Below are 18,296 nucleotides of genomic sequence, written 5' to 3' on the forward strand. Positions count from 1 at the left end.
GCGCAATCGTTGCCCGGACGGGGGCTGTGGCCGATACGCTGAGCGCGTGAAGGTTTTGGTGGTGGGCCCAGGGGGCCGCGAACACGCGATGATCACGTCCCTGCTACGGGACCCGCACGTCAGCGAGGTGCACAGCGCACCCGGTAACCAGGGGATCGCCCAGGACGTCCCGGTACATCCCCTCAACGCGCAGGACCCGGAGGCCGTGGTCGCGCTGGCTCGGGAGTTGGACGCGGACCTCGTGGTCGTGGGACCGGAGGCACCGCTCGTCGCCGGTGTCGCGGACGCCCTCACTCGTGCGGGCATCCCCGTGTTCGGTCCGTCCGCACAGGCCGCGCGGATCGAGGGCTCCAAGGCGTTCGCCAAGGAGATCATGGCGGCGGCGGGTGTCCCCACCGCGCGATCGGTGGCCACGACGGATCTCGCGGACGTGCGGGCGGCCTTCGAGCGTTTCGGTGCGCCCTACGTGGTTAAGGACGACGGGTTGGCCGCGGGCAAGGGCGTGGTGGTCACGCCGGACCGGGACCGTGCCGAGGCCCACGCGCGCGAGTGCCTGGACGCGGGCGGTGCCGTGGTCGTCGAAGAGTTCCTGGACGGCCCGGAAGTGTCCCTGTTCGTGCTCAGCGACGGCGAGAACGTGGTCCCACTGCAACCGGCCCAGGACTTCAAGCGCGTTCGCGACGGTGACCAGGGCCCCAACACGGGTGGCATGGGCGCTTACACGCCGCTCGAGTGGCTGCCCGAGGGGTTCACGGACGAGGTCGTGCGCCGCGTGGCCCGCCCCGTGATCGACGAACTGCGACGCCGCGGCACCCCCTTCGTGGGGGTGCTCTACTGCGGTCTCGCCGTGACCGAGCGCGGCATCCAGGTCATCGAGTTCAACGCGCGCTTCGGCGATCCCGAGACCCAGTCCGTCCTGGCGGTGCTCGAAACCCCGCTGGGCGAACTGCTGCTCGACGCCGCGCAGGGCCGGTTGTCCGAGCGCGAGGAGCTCCAGTGGGCCTCCGGCGCGTCCGTGACCATCGTGCTCGCGGCTCACAACTACCCGGGCGCCCCGCGCAAGGGGGACGTGATCACGGGGCTGGCCGAGGCCGCCCAGGACCCGGACACGTGGGTCATCCACGCCGGCACAGACCGCAACGCCGCCGGGGAGATCGTCTCGGCGGGCGGGCGCGTGCTCGCCGTCGTCTCCCGCGGGGCGGACCTGCGGGAAGCGCGCGAGCGTGGCTATCGTGGGATGGAGCGCATCACCCTTCCCGGATCGCACTACCGCACCGACATCGCACTGGCCGCGTCCGAGGGACGGATCACGGTCCCCGGGGGCCAACCGGGTCCCGGCACCACGGACGCCCCGGGCGGGACGCCGGGTCGCACCGGGGCGCCCACCGCGACCACAGCAGAGGAGCAGGCATGAGCGAGCACGGCATACCCCTCGAGATCCCGGGCTGGAAGCACGTCTACTCCGGCAAGGTCCGGGAACTCTACGTCCCGGACGAGTCCCGCCTCAGCGCCACGGGTGTGGCGATCCACGACGACGCCGAGTACCGCGCCGGTGCCGTGCTCGTGGTCGCGAGCGACCGGATCTCCGCGTTCGACCAGGTGCTGCCCACCACCATCCCGGACAAGGGCGTCATCCTCACCCAGTTGTCCCTGTGGTGGTTCCAGCAGTTGGACGGGATCGCGAACCACATCCTGACCACGGACGTTCACGAGTCCGTGCGCGGGCGCGCGGTCGTGTGCAAGAACCTGTCTATGTTTCCCGTGGAGAACATCGTGCGCGGGTATCTCACCGGCTCCGGGCTCAAGGACTACCGCGCCACCGGGTCGGTGTGCGGGATCGAGCTGCCGGAGGGCCTCGAGGACGGCGACCGGCTGGAGCAGCCCATCTTCACCCCCACGGGCAAGGCCGAACTGGGGGAGCACGACGAGCCCATCACATATCAGGAAATGGCGAACGTGGTGGGCAATTCCGTGGCGGACCGGTTGCGGGAGCTGTCCCTGAAGATTTACTCGAGCGCCGAGCGGATCGCCCGGGAGCGGGGGATCATCGTGGCGGACACCAAGGTGGAGTTCGGCCTGGACTCCTACCGCGGGGCCATCACCCTGGGGGACGAGGTGCTCACCCCGGACTCCTCACGGTTCTGGGACCTGGAGACCTACAAGCCGGGCCGCCCGCAACCGTCCTTCGACAAACAGTACGTGCGGGACTGGTTGCGCTCGGACGCCTCCGGGTGGGACGGCCAGGGCCCCGTGCCCGAGCTGCCCGAGGAGGTCGTGGCCAAGACGCGCGAGCGCTACGTGGAGGCGTACGAGCGGCTCACCGGTCGGGTGTTCGACGCCCGCGGCCCGTTCTTCGAGGTCGCCGGCCCGCCCGAGTACTGATCCGGCCGAGTACGGATCCTGCCCGGCGCTAGGCTGGCGGCAGCGCGGGTCCTACTTTGTCGAGACTGACGCGTCGGCGCGCTCACGCGCCGGTGCTCACCGGCCGTCCCAGCGCCCGGTGCGCATATCCACGCGGACCCAATGGGCGTCGGTCTCGCGCAGGGGCGTGCCCTCGCGTTCGTAGTGTTCCCGCGCAGTGATCTGCAGGTGGTCGGGCAGCGTGCCGTCCGCGCGCACCACACGCCACCACGGGACGTCCGTCCCGGCCAGGCCCATGGCCATGATCCGCGCCGCGAGCCGCGGGGTGCTCAACCACGCGAGTTCCGCCACGTCCCCGTAGCTGAGCACCGCGCCCGGTGGGATCGCGACGACGACGCCGCGCACGGCCTCGACCGCGTCCGTCCCGGTCCTCGGGGCGTCCGGGGTGTCACTCACGCGACCGGGATCCGCACGTCCAGGTGCCACACGGCATTGCGCGGACCGTACTCCACCTGACCGTTGAGCAGGGCGACCCGTTCCTGGATGCCGCGCAGCCCGAACGCGGAGGTCAGTTCCCTGCGCCCGGAGTCGGTGCCGGCACCCCGGCGGATCTGGTTCTCGGCGTGGACGTGCACGGCGCCGTCCCGGACGAACACCCGCAGGGCGCACCGGGAACCCGTGGGCGCGTACTTGATCATGTTGGTCGAGGCCTCCTGCAGCACCCGGGCCGCGGTGCCGCGGATGGACGTGGGGATCTCGTCCAGGCCGTCACCCAGTTCGAGCTCCGGCACGAGTGCGGCGCGTTCGAGGCTCGCCGCGAGTGCCCGGGCCACGCCGTACAGGGACCCCGTGGTGAGCCCGGAACTGCTGTCCCGCTCGTCCGGGGCGCCGGGGGAGTCCCGCAGGATGTGCAGCAGCGTGCGCAGCTCATGCAGCCCGGAGCGGGCGGCGGAGTCCATCATGTCGATCGTGCGGTGCAGTTCCCTGGGGTCCTGCTGCCGGTGGGACCCCGCAGCCTGCATGGTCACGAGGGTCAGTTCGTGCGCGACCACGTCGTGCAGGTCCCGGGCCAGGGCGAGCCGTTCCTGCTCCCGCAGCCGCTGGTGGGTGACCTCCAGAACGGCGAGGCGGCGGGTGTTGAGCCGGTACTGGGTCACGAAGAACCGCACGGCCGCACCGATCAGCGCGGACACACCCAGGGGGATGCCCACGGTCCACACGAAATCGGAATTGCGCAGCACCCCCGCAGACACGACTATCCACGTGGCGGTGACCGCGAGGTGGGCCAGCGCGGTCCCGCGGGAGAGCATCGCGAGCACCGCGACCATCACGACGCACCCGCACAACAGGGCCAGGGCGTAGTCGTGCAAGACCGTGGCCAACACGTACGACAGCGTGATGGCCACGGCGCTCGCGAGGGGCGACCATGCGAGCAGCGCCACGGCCCCGTAGCTCAGGACCAGGAAACTGCTCGAGAGCACGGCGGGTGCCGGGGGCATGAACGACCACGGCATGGACCGCAGGTCGTCGAGCAGTGCCACCGCGGCGAAGAGCACCACGACGACACGCAGCCAGCTCGGCATACCGCCGGATCGAGGGGCGGGGTCCACCCCGATAGCAGTACCCCCCGGGATCACCGGTTGGGGCAGAGAACGGGCCAGTAGTGGCAGATCACGTTCGTGGGGCCGCGCGGGACCGTGGGGGACGCGGCGTGCGCCGGCGCCGCGCTGAGGATAAGGGCTCCGCTCAGCAGGGCCGCGGTGGCGGTGCGCACCCAGCGTGTGCGGGTCGAAGTGGTGGTGGTCACGGGGGACGAGTGCTCAGTCATGCGCTCAGTTTATGATCAGGCCATGGATTTGTGCAGGCTTCTCTTGGTGGACGATCATCCGCTCATGCGTGACGCCCTCGCGAACCTGTTCCGCGCGGAGCCGGGTTTCGAGGTCGCGGGGGAGGCCTCGGACGGCGCGGAGGCCGTGGCCACGTGCCTGGAACTGCGCCCTGACGTGGTGCTCATGGACATCCGTATGCCGGGGATGGACGGGATCGAGGCCACCGGGGAGATCGTGCAGCGTTGCCCGGAGACCAAGGTGCTCGCGCTGACCACGTTCTCGACCCTCGAGTACGTGGTCCCCGCTCTGCGCGCGGGGGCCTCCGGGTACCTCGTCAAGGACGCCCGGCACGACGAGATCGTCTCCGCCGTGAGCCTGATCCGCGAGGACGAACTCGCGCTGTCCCCGTCCGTGGCCAGCTCGCTGGCCAACAACGTGCTGGGGGACGTCCCGGTGCCCTCCGTGCGCCGCGGTCACCTGCGCGCGGCGGCGGCCGGCGCCGTCGAACCCGCACCCCGGGGACCCCACCCGGACGCGCCCAAGCTCTCGCCGCGCGAACTCGAAACGCTCGAGTGGATCGCCAAGGGGCTCAACAACAATGAGATCGCCGAGCGCATGTCCGTCTCGCACGGCAGTGTGAAGGCCTACGTGTCCCATCTGTGCGAGAAACTCGCGGTGCGGGATCGGGTCCAGGTGCTGATCTCGGGCATCCAGTGGGGCCTCGTGCATCCCGAGCTGGACGACGAGCGGTACCCCCGCCTGACCTGATTCCCAGGTTACCTTCAGGTTCACGCTCGAAGACTGGCCGAATGGCCATGGTGGCGCGGGTCCCCGGTACGGCACAGTTAGTGGTGGACATCGGAAGAGATGTCCACCGCTCCACGGGGGTCGAGCGAGTGTACGGCGTACGGCCCCGAGTAGGAGCGGACCGCTGAACTCGCGACGGGGGTCCTCGTACCCCTTTGTGACAGAGCTCCGCGAGGCCTGGATCACCTCGCGTGCAGTTCCGAGGTCCTCCGTCGCGTCAGCGGGCCAGGGCGGATGCAAGCCTGACCCCGGCGCCTCCCGGCCAGGAGGCGCCGGGGTTTTTCCTTTGTCAGGGGAGTGCCGGGGAGTTTCCGACGTGCGGGTCAACGGCGCCCCTTCATCGATCCGACGCCCGGGCCGGTCGTGGCCGGTCTCGGGACCGTTCGCTGCCGGGCCGTTCAGTCCCGTTCGGCTCGGTTTCTACCCGGCTCAGTCCCGTTCAGCTCAGTCCTGCCGGGCCCGGTCCTGTTCGGCGCGGTCGTGGTTGGCTCGGTCCTGGTCGGCCGTGCCGGTCGCGTCCGGCACGAAGCCGTAGAACCACATGATGTGCTCGCGCAGCAGGCGCGCGGTCAGGGCGCCGTCGCGTTCGGTGGTCGCGCGCAGGATCGCGCGGTGCTGTTGCTGCAGGTGCGCGCGGATCTCCGGCCAGCCCGTGACCTTCGCGACCGTCTCCTGGACGTACCCGATCGTGGCTTCGCGCAGGGACGCCATGATCGTCTCGAGCACCACATTCCCGCTCAGGGATGCGAGGCGCACGTGGAACTGCGCGTCCAGCGCGTGGAACTCGGCGTCGCTCACCTCGGGGTCGTCCATGCGGTCGAGCAGTTCGCCGGCCTGCGCAAGGATTTCGTTCCGGTGCGGACCGGTCGACGACGCCGCCTCAAGACTCGCGTGGCTCTCCAGCAGCACGCGTGTGCCCACCACGTCCGCGACCGGCAAGGAACGGGTGGCAATGTGCATCCGCAGGGCCCAGCCGAGCGCCGCGGAGGGGTCCGAGATAACGGAGGCCCCGGACTGCGGGCCCGAGCCCGTGGCCGTCCGTACGAGCCCCATGGCCGCGAGGATCCGCACGGCCTCCCGTACCGACGCCCGGGAGATGCCGAAGTCCTCGGCGAGCGCGCGTTCGGCGGGGAGCTTGTCGCCCACGTGCAGCCCGCCCGTGCGCAACTGGTGTTCGAGCCAGTCCAGCACAAGGGTGTAGGCGGGGGTGGTGCTCATTGATTCCTCTCGGGGCGGGTCCGTGGTCCGTTGCGGCGAGGTGCCGCCGGACCGGGCTCCTCACTGTGCCCACAGGGTTGCGGGTGCCATGGCGTGCTGAGCCCCATGGTGCTCGGCGTCCCCGGGGTGCCCGCAGCTCCGCGGCGCCCGGACGGTCTGGTATCTCAGGAGTGCTCAGGCGGCGGGCAGCATCCATGCGAGCACGTTGGACTGCAGGAACACCAGGCAGCACAACACCAGCAGCATGCCCAGGGACCACGGGACCACGGAGCGGAAGATCTGAGACTCCTTGCCCTGCATGCCCACTGCTGAGGACGCGATGGCCAGTGACTGCGGCGAGATCATCTTGCCCACCACACCGCCGGACGTGTTCGCGGCGGTCATCAGGTGCGGGTCCAGCCCAGACCCAAGGGCCGCGGTCTTCTGCAGGTTGGCGAACAGTGCGTTGGCGGACGTATCCGAACCGGTGACCGCGGTGCCCACCCAGCCCAGCACGGGGGAGAAGAACGCGAACGCCGCGCCAAGACCGGCCACGAACGTGCCGATCGCCAGGGTCTGGCCGGAGAAGTTCATCACGTAGGCCAGTGCCAGCACGGACATGATGGTCAGGGCGGAGAAACGCATCTTCCAGAAGCTGCGTCCGATTTCGGCAAGGGCATCCGCGATCGAGAGTCGGAACATCCCGTGGTGGTTGAACAGGGCGTAGATCACGGCCACCAGCAGGCCGGTGATGAGCAGCAGCGTGCCGGGGCTGGAGAGCCACTGGAAAGAATAGACCGTGCCCGAGATGGCTTCGCCCTTGGCATTGAGCAGGTGCCCGTTCAGGCCGGGCCACGGGATCTTGACGTCCGTGGACGCCAGCGCCTTGGGCACATTGACCCCGGCGGTCCAGAGCTTGGCGACGCCGAAGACGGCCACCACCAGCAGATAGGGCAGCACTGCCATCCACACGCGCCCGGCCGTGAGTACCGCAGCATCCTCCGGGCGGGAGACGCCCAGGTCCGCGCGCACGGCCTCGGCGCCCTTGGGACGCCAGAAGCGCATGAGGATCACCACACCGGCGAGCCCGGCGAGGGACGCCACCACGTCGGTGAGCTCGTACGAGAAGTGCGTGGCGCACCACCACTGGGCGATCGCGAAGCTGCCGCCCACCACGAGGGCGGCGGGCCAGGCCTGCTTGAGACCGCGGGCGCCGTCGACGATCAGCAGCAGGAAGAAGGGGACCACGAACGCGAAGAACGGGGCCTGGTGACCCACCACGGCACCGATGTGGGCCGGGTCGAGGTCCGTGAGTGTGCCCGCGGTGGTGATGGGGATCGCGATCGCGCCGAAGGCCACGGGGGCGGTGTTGGCGATCAGCACCAGCGTGGCCGTCTTGAGAGGCTTGAGCCCAAGGGCCAGGATCATCGTGGCGGTGATCGCCACGGGGGCGCCGAAGCCTGCGAGAGCCTCGAGCAGACCGCCGAAGCAGAACGCGATGAGCATGGCCTGGATGCGCAGGTCACCGCCCCCGATGGTGTCGAAGATGGTGCGCAGGTCCTCGAAACGCCCGGAGAGCACGGTCACCTGGTAGAACCACAGGGCCATGACCACGATCCACACGATCGGGAACAGTCCGTAGACGGCGCCCTGGGTGGCGGTCAGTGCGGCGAGGTGCGCTGGCATGCCGAAGCCCAGGGTGGCCACCAGCAGGGCCACGGCGAGGGACGTGAGACCCGCTACGTAGGCGCTGGTCTTGAAGGCCAGCAGCATCACGAAGAAGGTCAGCAGGGGCAGGCAGCCGACCAGGGCGGACAGCCCGACGCTGCCTCCCACGGCGTCGGTCGCGGCGGTAAAGGTATTCACGCGTTCTCCAAGGGGTGGGGCCGGATCGGAACCGTGGTTCCCGGATCGAGAGTGTGGTCTCGGCGGGGCGGTGTGCACCACGTCCGGGCAAGTCGTACGATGAGTGGTCAGACCACATTGGTCCTACCGCACAGCGTACATGATGCAGGTCACATGGTGAACACCTCGCGCCCCGCCGTGGGGAGCCCGCGCGCGGCCTTTCATGCCTGTCCCATGCCACGCCGTACGTTGTTGTGACCGGGCTCACGGGCGTAGCCTGGTATGACCGCAGAGTATGGACCGGGGCAGACGGTTAGGAGACCACACACATGAAAATCGCGCTCTTCGCCACATGCATTGTGGATGCCATGTATCCCAAGGTGGCGCTGGCCACCGTGCGGATCCTCGAGCGGCTGGGACACGAGGTCGTGTTTCCCCAGGGGCAGGGCTGCTGTTCCCAGATGCACGTCAACAGCGGGTACTTCCAGGACGCTGTGCCGGTGATCCGCAACCACGTGCGCGCGTTCACCAGCGCGGACTACGACGTCGCCGTGGCCCCCTCCGGCTCCTGTGTGGCCTCCCTGGGGCACCAGCAGCCGATGGTTGCGCGCCAGTGCGGCGAGGACGCCCTGGCCGAGGATGCCGCCATGGTGGCCAAGAACACCTACGAGCTCTCCGAGCTGCTCGTGGACGTGCTGGGCGTGACGGACGCCGCCGAGCAGCTCGGCTCCTGGTTCCCGCACCCGGTGACCTACCACCCCTCGTGCCACGGCATGCGCCTGCTGGGACTCGGGGATCGCCAGAAGGACCTCGTGCGCTCCGTAGCGGACATCGAGTTCCATGAGCTACCCGACGCCGAGGAGTGCTGCGGCTTCGGCGGCACGTTCTCCTTCAAGAATCCGGACGTCTCCGGTGCCATGGCGGACGCCAAGCTCAACAACATCCGCAGCTCGGGCGCCTCGCTGTGCACCGGCGGGGATGCCTCGTGCCTGCTGCACCTGGGCGGAGCCGCGTCCAAGCGGAACGTGGACGTCCAGACCGTCCACTTCGCGGAAATCCTCGCCTCAACCCGGGCCAACCCGCTGCAGGTAGAGGGCCCCGTTGAACTGTCCATCTCCCAACCCGGCCGTCGCACGGCGAGCCCGGTCACCACTGCAGGAGCAACTCGATGAGCGTCACGTCCCTCGGCATGCCCGCCGTGCGTCCCGTGCACGGGCAGGGCAACCTGCACGCGCAGGTCGCCTTCCCCAAGGCCGCCAAGAAGGAGCTGCAGAACAAGCAGATGCGCGCCAACATCCGGCACGCCACCCACACCATCCGCGCCAAGCGCGCTGGCGTGGTGGGGGAAGTCCCTGACTGGAGCGAGCTGCGCGACGCCGGCTCCGCCATCAAGGAGACCGTGATGGCGGAGCTGCCCGAGCTGCTCGAGCTGTTCGAGGCGAACGTGACGGCGCGCGGCGGCGTCGTCCACTGGGCCCGGGACGCGGACGAGGCGAACGCCATCGTGACCCGTCTGGTCCAGGAGCAGGACACCACGGACGTGATCAAGGTGAAGTCCATGGCCACCCAGGAGATCGGGCTGGACGAGCACCTCTCCGAGCACGGGATCACCGCCACGGAGACGGACCTCGCCGAGCTCATCGTGCAGCTGGGGCGGGACAAGCCCTCCCACATCCTGGTGCCCGCGATCCACAAGAACCGCGAGGAGATCCGCGAGATCTTCAGCCGCGAGATGCCCGGCGTCACCGAGGAGCTCACGAGCGAGCCCCGAGTGCTCGCGGAGGCCGCGCGGCAGCACCTGCGGGAGAAGTTCCTCACCTCCAAGGTGGCCATCAGCGGCGCGAACTTCGGCATCGCGGAGACTGGCACCCTGTCCGTGGTGGAGTCCGAGGGCAACGGGCGCATGTGCCTGACCCTGCCCGAGACCCTGATCACCGTGATGGGCATCGAGAAACTGTTGCCCACCTACCAGGACCTCGAGGTGTTCTTCCAGCTCTTGCCGCGCTCCTCCACTGGCGAACGCATGAACCCGTACACCTCCCTGTGGACCGGCGTGACGCCCGGGGACGGCCCCAAGAACTTCCACGTGGTGCTCCTGGACAACGGGCGCTCCGCGGTGCTCGCGGACCCGCAGGGTCGCTCCGCACTGCACTGCATCCGGTGTTCCGCGTGCCTGAACGTGTGCCCCGTGTACGAGCACGCGGGCGGGCACTCCTACGGCTCCACCTACCCCGGTCCCATCGGGGCGATCCTTTCGCCGCAGCTCACGGGCATCACGTCCGAGAAGAATGCCTCCCTGCCGTACGCGTCCTCCCTGTGCGGGGCGTGCTACCAGGTGTGTCCCGTGAAGATCAACATCCCCGAGATCCTCGTGCATCTGCGGGACGAGGACATCCGCGCCCAGCACGGGAAACGCCCGGACCACGCCCACCCTGCACCGGTCTCCAAGGACCCCGCGGTGGGCGGGGACGACAACTGGCGCGAGGAGAAGTCCCTGACCGCGGACGAGGGCCGGGGTGGGCAGGACACTGCCCCCCAGAAGGGCACCCTCCAGGAGCTCGGTTCTCGGGCGCGTCGCGCAGGACGCCGCATCCGAGGAGCCGTGCCTTCCCGCGGTGTGCCCACGCAGATGGACGCCATGATGAAGGGCGCTTCCTTCGTGATGTCCTCTGGTCAGCGGATGTCCTTGGCGGAGCGCGGGCTACCCATGGGCCGTGTCATCGCCGGCCGCGACCGCGCCATCGGTTGGCTGCCCGGCATGGTGGGCGGCTGGACCGCCGAGCGCGACATCCCCGAGCCCCCCAAGGAGTCCTTCCGCAACTGGTGGAAGAAGCACGAGGGGGAGACCGGGGAACGACTCGAGCGCGACGGCGTCACTGCAGCGCCGGGAACCGAGCGCACCGGTGCGGGGCCCGCGGAGGACCACCCGGCGTCGTCCGTCGAGGTGGCAACCCCCCAGGGCTCGCACGGCGAGTCCAAGGCAGCCCGGACCGAGGAGACCGCGGCCGGCACCGGCCAGGACGCCGCCACCCCGGGTGCCGGCGCGGATGCCGTGGCCGGGGCGTACAGTGCTGCCACGGGCGACCCCCACGAGGACAACATCGCACCCCGCAACGGCCACGCAGGCCGCGGGAACCAGGACGGAGAGCCGGCATGAGCGCCGACGCCAAGACCGAAATCCTCGAGCGGCTCAACGGTGCGCTCGCGGACCACCCGCGGGCACCCCACGTGCCCCGCGACTACCGGCACACCTCGGACCTCGGGCGGGACGAGATCATCGACATGCTCGAGGACCGGTTGCTGGATTACAAGGCCAACGTCTACAGGGAGACCGCGCAGACCGTGGCGCAGCGCGTCGCCACCCAGCTTGGGACCTCCGCGCGCTACGTGATCCCCGAGGGCCTCGACACCGCGTGGTTGCCTGAGGAGACCGCCGCGCGCCGGGCCATCGTGGACCCCAATGACGGTCGCAAGGCCTCCGCGCTGACCGTGCGGGACCTCAACCAGGTGGACGCCGTGGTGACCTCCTCCACGGTCTCGTGCGCGCAGACGGGCACCATCTTCCTGTCCGGGCGCCCGGACGAGGGTCGGCGCGCCATCACCCTGGTGCCGGACCACCACATCTGCATCGTGCCGCTGGACTCCGTGGTGGAGCTCATCCCGGAGGCCATGGCCCGCGTGGAGCCCACTGCGCCCACCACCATGATCTCGGGGCCCTCGGCCACCTCGGACATCGAGCTCGAACGCGTGGAGGGTGTCCACGGTCCGCGCACGCTGGACGTGATCCTGCTGGGTTGAGGCCGCGCGGTCCTGTCCCGCATACTTCGAGAAAGGTCCCCGTCGCCCGCGTTACCGCGGTGACGGGGACCTTCGCGTTCACACGTTGCTCACCAGCAGCGATCGCTCACGAGGAGCTGCCGCGCGCTACAAGCGATCAGTCAGTCCAACGGCTATCCACCACGAACCGCTGGACCTCATGGTGACACACGCGCGGAAACCGCTCCTTGAGGAGGAGCTGTGATCGAACGGGTCAGTAGCGCGGCAGCGCCGGGTCCACCCGGTCGATCCACGCGAGCACCCCGCCGTCCAGGTGCTTCACGGTGTCCTCCCGCAGGGCGTAGTCCCTGCGCAGTGCCGCGAGGGCCTGGGCGGAACGGGCACCGGCCTTGCAGTGCAGGATCACGGTGCCCTCCGCCTCATCCGGAAGAGCCGTGACACCCCGGTCCAGGACGTCCTGCAGCGGCACGTGCACGGATCCGGGGATGGCCACGAGTTTGCGCTCCCAGTCCTCGCGCACGTCCACGAGCGTGAAGGACGTCTCCCCGAGGGACCGGGCGGTCAGTAGCTCGGCCAGCTCCGGGGCGGTGACGGTCTCGTGGGGGGCGGGAGCGGCGTCGTCGTCGGAGGGCAGACCGCACGCGAGCGCCACCCGCGAGAGATCCGTGACGGGTGGGCGGTGCGGGTCCGGCAGGACCGTGAGCTCGCGCCACGTCTGGGCCAGGGCGTCTTGGATGAGGACCCTGCCGAGCAGGGGACGGCCGATGCCCGTGATGAGTTTGAGCGCCTCGGTGACCATGACCGAGCCGATCGTGGCCGGGAGCATGCCCAGCACACCGCCCTCGGCGCACGAGGGGACCTGGCCCGGCGCCGGCGCTTCCGGGAACAGGTCGCGGTACACGGGGCCGTGACCGGACCAGAACACGGAGACCTGGCCGTCGAAACGCAGGATGGAGCCCCACACCACGGGGATGCCGGTGAGTTCGGCGGCGTCCGAGACCAGGAAGCGTGTGCCGAAGTTGTCCGCGCCGTCCATGATCAGGTCGTAGCCGGAGAAGATCTCCAGGGCGTTGTCGGTGCTCAGCCGCTCGGGATGGCGGTGCACGGTGACCAGGGGGTTGAGCCGGGCCACGGCATCCGCGGCGGAATCGACCTTGGGCCGACCGATGTCGGCCATCCCATGGACCACCTGGCGTTGCAGGTTGGACACGGATACGACGTCGTCGTCGACCACGCCGATGGTCCCCACCCCGGCGGCCGCGAGGTACTGCAGCGCGGGAGCGCCGAGCCCGCCCGCGCCGATCACCAGGACGCGTGCGTTCTTGAGCCGACGCTGCCCCTCCTCGCCCAGTTGCGGCAACGTGAGGTGGCGTGAATAGCGTTCGAGTTCCTCGCGACTCAGATCGGAGGCGGGGGCCACGAGGGGTGGTAGCGGGGTGCTCATGAAACCTGCGATTCCAGCTGTGGGGTGGTGGATGAAGGCGCGGGCCAGTCCCCGCGGGGCGCGTCGGCGGTATCGATGCGCCCGGCCATGGGCGAGGACGCCACGGCGTGCGTGCGCCGCGCGATCCGCCCCGCGCCGCGGGCCAGGTGCCCCGCGAGCACGGCGTGCTTCATGGCACTCGCCATGGCCACGGGATCCTGCGCGCGGGTCACGGCGGACGCGAGCAGGACGGCGTCGGACCCGAGTTCCATGGCCAGGGCCGCCTCGGACGCCGTGCCGATCCCGGCATCCAGCACCACGGGCACGGACGCGCGGGACGCGATGAGTTCGATGTTGTGCGGGTTGAGGATCCCCAGACCCGTGCCGATGGGAGCACCGAGGGGCATCACGGCCACGGCCCCGGCGTCCTCGAGCCGCAGCGCGAGCACGGGGTCGTCGGACGTGTACGCGAAGACCTTGAAACCGCGCCGAGCGAGTTTCTCGGTCGCGTCCAGCAGCTCCACACCGTCCGGGAGCAGGGTGTCCTCGTCCGCGATGATCTCGAGCTTGACCCAGTCCGTCTCCAGCGCCTCGCGCCCCAGTTCAGCGGTCAGCAGGGCGTCCCGCGCGGTGTAGCACCCCGCGGTGTTGGGCAGCACCCGGATGTCGTTGCGGCGCAGCAACCCGTACAGGCTGTCCTGCGGTGTCCCGGCCGACGACGCCGCTGCGCCACCTCCCACGCGACCGCTCGCCCGGTTCGCCTTGCCGGATGCTTGCGCGCCCGCTGGCGAGGCGGGGCCGGGCGCGAAGCGGCGCAGGGCCACCGTGGTCAGTTCCGTCCCGGAGGCCAGCAGGGCCCGTTCGAGCATCGCGAAATCGGTGAGGCCCCCGGTGCCCATGATCAGCCGGGACGAGAGCTCCACCCCGGCCACGGTCAGGGGGGTTCCGTGCGTGGTCATGTTCAGCCTCCCTGCACCGCGGTGACGATCTCCACGGATTGACCCGCTTCCACGGGGGTCGTGGCCCACAGGGAGCGGGGGATCACGGCGTCGTCCACCGCCACGGCGATCCCCAGGGGATGGCCGTCCGCGGCGGTGCCCTCGGGTGTGATCTCGCGGCCCGTGAGGTCGACGACGGCGCTCGCGACCGTCAACCCCGGGGTCACCGCCACGGAGGAGCCGTTCACGACGGCCGTGGAGGAATTGTCTGTGGTCTCGGGCGCGATCATTCGAGTCCTCCATGCATCTGGGGATAGCTCTCGGGTGTGGTGAACGGGGCCTCGGGGGCGGGGTTCGAGTGCCGGGCCGGGTCGGTGTCGGCGAGGAACGCGGCGTCGGACTCGTGGTCCGCGAGCGGGTCCAGGACGCCGGTCACGAGCTCCGCGGCGAGCCGGGACGCCACGGGGGTCAGCAGGATGCCGTGACGGAAGTGACCCGTGCTGATCACGAGCCCGGCCACCGAGGTCTTGCCCACGTACGGCAGGTCGTCGGAGGTTCCCGGGCGGGCGCGGGCCATCATCTCCAGGACGTCGCAGTCGTCGATCGCGGGGACCACGGCGCGCGCGTCCCGCAACAGTTGGTGCACGCCACCGGCCAGTACGGATTCGCGCCCGTCCTCGCGGCTCGTGGCGCCCAGCACCAGGGTCCGGTCCTCGCGGGGGACCATGTACACGGGCCGGCCCAGGACCTGGGCGCGCACCGTGCGCGTGAGCAAATGCGATTCCCCGGGGGCCAGGGCGGTCTCGGGAACCCGCAAGCGCAGGATGTCCCCGAACACCGGGCGCAATCGGAGGTCGAGTCCCTCGGGCAGCCCGCCCATGGTGTTGGCGGTCAGCCCGGTGGCCACGACCACGGCGTCCGCGGGGATCACCTCACCGGAGTCCACCTGCACGCCCGTGGCCTGGCGGGGTTCCCTGCGGGACGTCAGCACGGTGTCCACGCGGGAGGTCAGCCACTGCGCCGGTCCGGCGTCGGGGACGTCCCCGATGGTGGTCAGGTGCGGGCAGTTCAGGGTCTCCACCAGGGCGGCCGCGAGCATCCGGGGGTCCACCTGGCGGTCGGAGACGATCCGTACCGCACCGCTCAACCGCGGCGCAAGAGCCGGTTCCAGGTGCCGGGCCTCCCGCGTGGAGATCTCCTGCACGTCCATCCCGGAGGCGATCTGGTGTGAGGCGAGGTCGGAGAGGGATTGGGCGTCCGCGGCGTCGGCGGCCACCACGAGCGTCTCCTCGGTGCGGTAGCCCGTGGGCAGGCCCGTGGCCGCGGTGACGCGCTCCACGAAGTCCGGGTACTCCGCGGCGGAGGCCCGCATGAGGGGGTAGAGGCGTTCCTGGCCGTACTGGGTCTCGGCGATCGGTGCGAGCATGCCCGCGGCCGCGCGGGTGGCGCCCCACGCCGGGCGGGGATCGACGACGGTCACGGCGGCCCCGCGGCGTCGTAGTTCGAAGGCCGTGGCCAGGCCCACGAGACCAGCTCCGGCCACGACCACGTGGTCACCGAGGTGCTCTGGCATTGTTCCTCCCTCCGGCGGCATGATCCGCATCAGGTGATCCGGTCGGCGGCTCACGCCCTCTCAGCCCGCTGCGGTGGTTGTTGCCAACGTGTGCGGACTCCCGTGGAGTTCGTCGAACGGCGACGAACGGCCCTGCCAGTCTAATCACCCCTAGCTGTGGAACGCAGGGGGACTTCGCGGCGGGCTGATCGGGCGAGGTGTCCGCGGGCGCGCGGTTCGTGCCACGATGGCCGCATGGGACACACGAGCCAGACGGGTACCGGGCGCCGCGCCGCCCTCGAGAAGGCGCGACTGTACGTGTGCGTCACGGCGCGCCGCGAGCGCGGTGACCTGCGGGAATTTCTGCACGCCGCGTACGAGGGCGGGGTGGACATCATCCAGTTGCGGGACAAATCCCTCGAGGCCGCAGCGGAGATCGAGGCCATCGAGGTGCTCGCCGACGTCGCCCGTGAGCACGGCGCACTTTTCGCCGTCAACGACCGCGCGGACGTCGCGCTGCTCACCGGCGCGGACGTGTTCCACGTGGGCCAGGGCGATCTCACCACCGCGCAGGCTCGGCGGGTCCTGGGGGACGACGTGGTGATCGGGCGGTCCTGTCACTCCCCGGCCCAGGTGGACGCCGCCGTGGCCGACGCCGGGCTCGACTACTTCTGCACCGGGCCCGTGTGGGAGACCCCCACCAAGCCGGGTCGCGCGGCCGTGGGGCTCGAGCTGCCGCGCTACGCTGCTCAGCACGCGGGGGACAAGCCCTTCTTCGCGATCGGCGGGGTCGACACCGCGCGGTTGCCGTCCGTGCTCGACACGGGTGCCTCGCGCATCGTGGTCGTGCGGGCCGTGACCGATGCGGAGGACGTCACCGCGGCGGCGCGGGCGCTGCGGGACACGCTGCCCGGGTGAGCCCCGATCTTTGAACGCGGTGGAGCGGCGGCGCCGCGGTGGGATGGCACCGCTCGGGTGGCGACGTGTTCGGTGGGGTGGTGCGCGTCGGGGCGGAGTCATGGCGCCGCAGTGTATTGCCGTCGCGCGGGTGGCACGGCTCGCTCGGTACGCGGAGCGGAACCGTTACGGGGTCCCGCACCGCCCGGGGTGCTGCTGGCACCACGGGGTGACACCGGGGAACTTCCCCCGGTGATCGGCCACCCACCGGTACACGCGGTCCTGGACCCACCGCACGGGCGGTAACCGGTAGAACGGCTCGAACACCCGGATGCCCAGGGCGGTGTCCAGGGTCACGGCCACCGCGTGCGCCCCCGAGGATCGCTCACCGGAACGGGATAGGACGGCCCACACCGACGCGTTGCCCTCCGCATTCGTCAGTCCGAACCGCTCCAGTACGCCGGGGACCTGGTAGGCGTGCAGGGCGATCCGGTCATGGCGGTCCAGTGTCCGGGCCCATCCCACGCAGCGCGTGCAGAACCCGCAGTTGCCGTCGAAGACCAGGTGCAGGGACGCGCCCTGCTCGGTGCCCCGGGGGTTCACAGCAGCACCGTCCCGTCGATGCACGCGGTGCAGTGTCCGCCCACGAACACGTGGTCCCCGTCCGACGTCACGGTCACGAGGCCGCTGCGTCCCATGAGGGTGCCCTGTCGGGCGATGTAGTTCGCGGGCGCCCGGTCCGTACGGATGAGCCACTGGGCCAGGCTCGCGTTGAGGCTTCCCGTGACGGGGTCCTCGTACCCGCCGGTGCCACCCACGAAGGCGCGGACCTCGAACTGGTGCGGGCTGCTCTGCGGGTGGGGACCCACCACGCCGATCTTGGCGCCGTGGAGAGCGGGAAGGTCGGGCTCGATCGCCAGGACGTCCTCGGCGCCAGCCAGAAGCAGCGCGGCCCAGCCGGGGCCGTTGTCAACCCACTGATGGGCGACGACCTGCTCGTCCCGCAGGCCCAGGGCCGCGGTTACGCCCCCGAGCAATTCCGGGCCCAGGTCTCCCGTGCGGTCGGTGGGTGGGGCCTCGAAGGTCAGTGCGCCGTCGTCGGACGGGCGGATCCGCACGAGGCCCGCGGCGCATTGCTGGACGATGACGTCCTTGGCACGCGCGGTGTTGCCCGCGGTGAGCCATGCGTGGGCCGAGCCCAGGGTGGGGTGACCGGCGAACGGCAGTTCACGGTCCGGGGTCCAGATGCGCAGCCGGTAGTCGGCGTCCGGGTCCGTGGGTGGGAGCACGAACGTGGTCTCGGACAGGTTGGTCCAGCGCGCGAAGCGGGCCATGGCGTCGTCGGTGAGATCGGTGCCATCCAGGACGACCGCCACCGGGTTGCCCAGATAGGGCTCCCGGGAGAAGACGTCGACCTGGGTGAACGGGCGCGGACGAGGTATTGGGCTCATGGGGTGATTCCATCACGATGCGCCGACGGGGTGTCATCTCGCGCCCGGGCCTCACACGGCGCGGCCAGAGACAACATGTCCGGCGCACACGCGTGCCGGACGGGCGTCCGGCACGCGATGCCCCGCACCCCCGGTGGGCTCACCCCCGCCGCAGCACCACCCCGCGGCGGGGCTGCAGCACCAGGTGGGACCCCGCCGCCCGACCCCGGACGTCGACCA

The 18,296-nt window shown here is 70.5% G+C and carries 18 protein-coding genes and 1 riboswitch; of the genes, 7 read left to right on the forward strand and 11 right to left on the reverse strand.

All coding sequences use genetic code 11. The features are described 5' to 3' along the window. Nucleotides 1–46 precede the first annotated feature (46 nt). Nucleotides 47–1,414 (forward strand): phosphoribosylamine--glycine ligase, encoded by a 1,368-nt coding sequence (gene purD, locus A5728_RS07005; RefSeq protein WP_064846359.1) that lies wholly within the window; start codon nucleotides 47–49, stop codon nucleotides 1,412–1,414. Beyond that, entirely contained in the window at nucleotides 1,411–2,382 is a 972-nt protein-coding gene (locus tag A5728_RS07010; protein WP_064846360.1) for a phosphoribosylaminoimidazolesuccinocarboxamide synthase, read from the forward strand. The genes purD and A5728_RS07010 overlap by 4 nt, the downstream gene beginning before the upstream one ends. Before the next feature lie 96 nt (nucleotides 2,383–2,478). Here the strand turns inward: A5728_RS07010 and A5728_RS07015 are convergent, their stop codons facing one another. From A5728_RS07015 to A5728_RS07025, 3 genes are read right to left on the reverse strand one after another with little or no spacing between them, the layout of a single operon-like run. Beyond that, nucleotides 2,479–2,817, reverse strand: a complete 339-nt coding sequence (locus A5728_RS07015) for an MGMT family protein (protein WP_231885550.1) — start codon at nucleotides 2,815–2,817, stop codon at nucleotides 2,479–2,481. Continuing rightward, complete coding sequence (locus A5728_RS07020) at nucleotides 2,814–3,944, reverse strand: sensor histidine kinase (RefSeq protein WP_064846362.1); 1,131 nt, start codon at nucleotides 3,942–3,944, stop codon at nucleotides 2,814–2,816. The genes A5728_RS07015 and A5728_RS07020 overlap by 4 nt, the downstream gene beginning before the upstream one ends. 50 nt (nucleotides 3,945–3,994) lie before the next feature. Next, on the reverse strand, nucleotides 3,995–4,189 hold the full coding sequence (locus A5728_RS07025; RefSeq protein ID WP_064846363.1) for a hypothetical protein: 195 nt from the start codon (nucleotides 4,187–4,189) through the stop codon (nucleotides 3,995–3,997). Between the two features lie 22 nt (nucleotides 4,190–4,211). Here A5728_RS07025 and A5728_RS07030 point away from each other — a divergent pair, with 22 nt between their 5' ends. Then, complete coding sequence (locus A5728_RS07030; RefSeq protein WP_035964139.1) at nucleotides 4,212–4,958, forward strand: response regulator transcription factor; 747 nt, start codon at nucleotides 4,212–4,214, stop codon at nucleotides 4,956–4,958. Between the two features lie 483 nt (nucleotides 4,959–5,441). Here A5728_RS07030 and A5728_RS07035 read toward each other — a convergent pair whose 3' ends face one another. Both A5728_RS07035 and A5728_RS07040 read right to left on the reverse strand, forming a co-directional pair. Then, nucleotides 5,442–6,215 (reverse strand): FadR/GntR family transcriptional regulator, encoded by a 774-nt coding sequence (locus tag A5728_RS07035; RefSeq protein WP_082943303.1) that lies wholly within the window; start codon nucleotides 6,213–6,215, stop codon nucleotides 5,442–5,444. Between the two features lie 174 nt (nucleotides 6,216–6,389). Next, nucleotides 6,390–8,060 (reverse strand): L-lactate permease, encoded by a 1,671-nt coding sequence (locus tag A5728_RS07040; protein WP_064846364.1) that lies wholly within the window; start codon nucleotides 8,058–8,060, stop codon nucleotides 6,390–6,392. Between the two features lie 308 nt (nucleotides 8,061–8,368). On the opposite strand from A5728_RS07040, the gene A5728_RS07045 reads away from it, so the two are divergent. Genes A5728_RS07045 through A5728_RS07055 form a run of 3 tightly spaced genes read left to right on the forward strand, consistent with a single transcriptional unit; the run spans nucleotide 8,369 to nucleotide 11,837 of the window. Next, the gene (locus A5728_RS07045; RefSeq protein WP_064846365.1) at nucleotides 8,369–9,211 is read left to right on the forward strand and encodes a (Fe-S)-binding protein; all 843 of its coding nucleotides are present in this window, start codon (nucleotides 8,369–8,371) and stop codon (nucleotides 9,209–9,211) included. Beyond that, nucleotides 9,208–11,196, forward strand: a complete 1,989-nt coding sequence (locus A5728_RS07050) for a LutB/LldF family L-lactate oxidation iron-sulfur protein (RefSeq protein WP_064846366.1) — start codon at nucleotides 9,208–9,210, stop codon at nucleotides 11,194–11,196. Before A5728_RS07045 ends, A5728_RS07050 begins: the two co-directional genes overlap by 4 nt. Continuing rightward, on the forward strand, nucleotides 11,193–11,837 hold the full coding sequence (locus tag A5728_RS07055; RefSeq protein ID WP_064846367.1) for a lactate utilization protein C: 645 nt from the start codon (nucleotides 11,193–11,195) through the stop codon (nucleotides 11,835–11,837). Before A5728_RS07050 ends, A5728_RS07055 begins: the two co-directional genes overlap by 4 nt. Nucleotides 11,838–12,069: 232 nt before the next feature. Here A5728_RS07055 and moeB read toward each other — a convergent pair whose 3' ends face one another. The 4 genes from moeB to thiO all read right to left on the reverse strand — a co-directional run bounded on the left by moeB (nucleotide 12,070) and on the right by thiO (nucleotide 15,750). Beyond that, nucleotides 12,070–13,260, reverse strand: a complete 1,191-nt coding sequence (gene moeB / locus A5728_RS07060; protein ID WP_064846368.1) for a molybdopterin-synthase adenylyltransferase MoeB — start codon at nucleotides 13,258–13,260, stop codon at nucleotides 12,070–12,072. Then, a complete protein-coding gene (locus A5728_RS07065) occupies nucleotides 13,257–14,198 on the reverse strand; it encodes a thiazole synthase (protein ID WP_064846369.1) in 942 nt (313 codons plus the stop codon). Before A5728_RS07065 ends, moeB begins: the two co-directional genes overlap by 4 nt. 2 nt (nucleotides 14,199–14,200) lie before the next feature. Beyond that, nucleotides 14,201–14,467 (reverse strand): sulfur carrier protein ThiS, encoded by a 267-nt coding sequence (gene thiS / locus A5728_RS07070; RefSeq protein WP_064846370.1) that lies wholly within the window; start codon nucleotides 14,465–14,467, stop codon nucleotides 14,201–14,203. Then, nucleotides 14,464–15,750, reverse strand: a complete 1,287-nt coding sequence (gene thiO / locus A5728_RS07075; RefSeq protein WP_064846371.1) for a glycine oxidase ThiO — start codon at nucleotides 15,748–15,750, stop codon at nucleotides 14,464–14,466. Before thiO ends, thiS begins: the two co-directional genes overlap by 4 nt. Beyond that, nucleotides 15,740–15,864: riboswitch (TPP riboswitch) on the reverse strand. It overlaps the preceding gene by 11 nt. A gap of 120 nt (nucleotides 15,865–15,984) precedes the next feature. Between thiO and thiE the strand changes: the two genes are divergently transcribed. After that, entirely contained in the window at nucleotides 15,985–16,647 is a 663-nt protein-coding gene (thiE, locus tag A5728_RS07080; protein ID WP_064846372.1) for a thiamine phosphate synthase, read from the forward strand. Between the two features lie 165 nt (nucleotides 16,648–16,812). Here thiE and A5728_RS07085 read toward each other — a convergent pair whose 3' ends face one another. Then, entirely contained in the window at nucleotides 16,813–17,253 is a 441-nt protein-coding gene (locus tag A5728_RS07085) for a thiol-disulfide oxidoreductase DCC family protein (RefSeq protein ID WP_231885551.1), read from the reverse strand. Further along, on the reverse strand, nucleotides 17,226–18,077 hold the full coding sequence (locus A5728_RS07090) for a PhzF family phenazine biosynthesis protein (RefSeq protein ID WP_064846373.1): 852 nt from the start codon (nucleotides 18,075–18,077) through the stop codon (nucleotides 17,226–17,228). Before A5728_RS07090 ends, A5728_RS07085 begins: the two co-directional genes overlap by 28 nt. Nucleotides 18,078–18,296: the final 219 nt, after the last annotated feature.

The sequence above is a fragment of the Kocuria sp. ICS0012 genome (genome assembly GCF_001665945.1).
In the GTDB taxonomy this organism is placed as follows: Bacteria; Actinomycetota; Actinomycetes; order Actinomycetales; family Micrococcaceae; genus Kocuria; species Kocuria marina.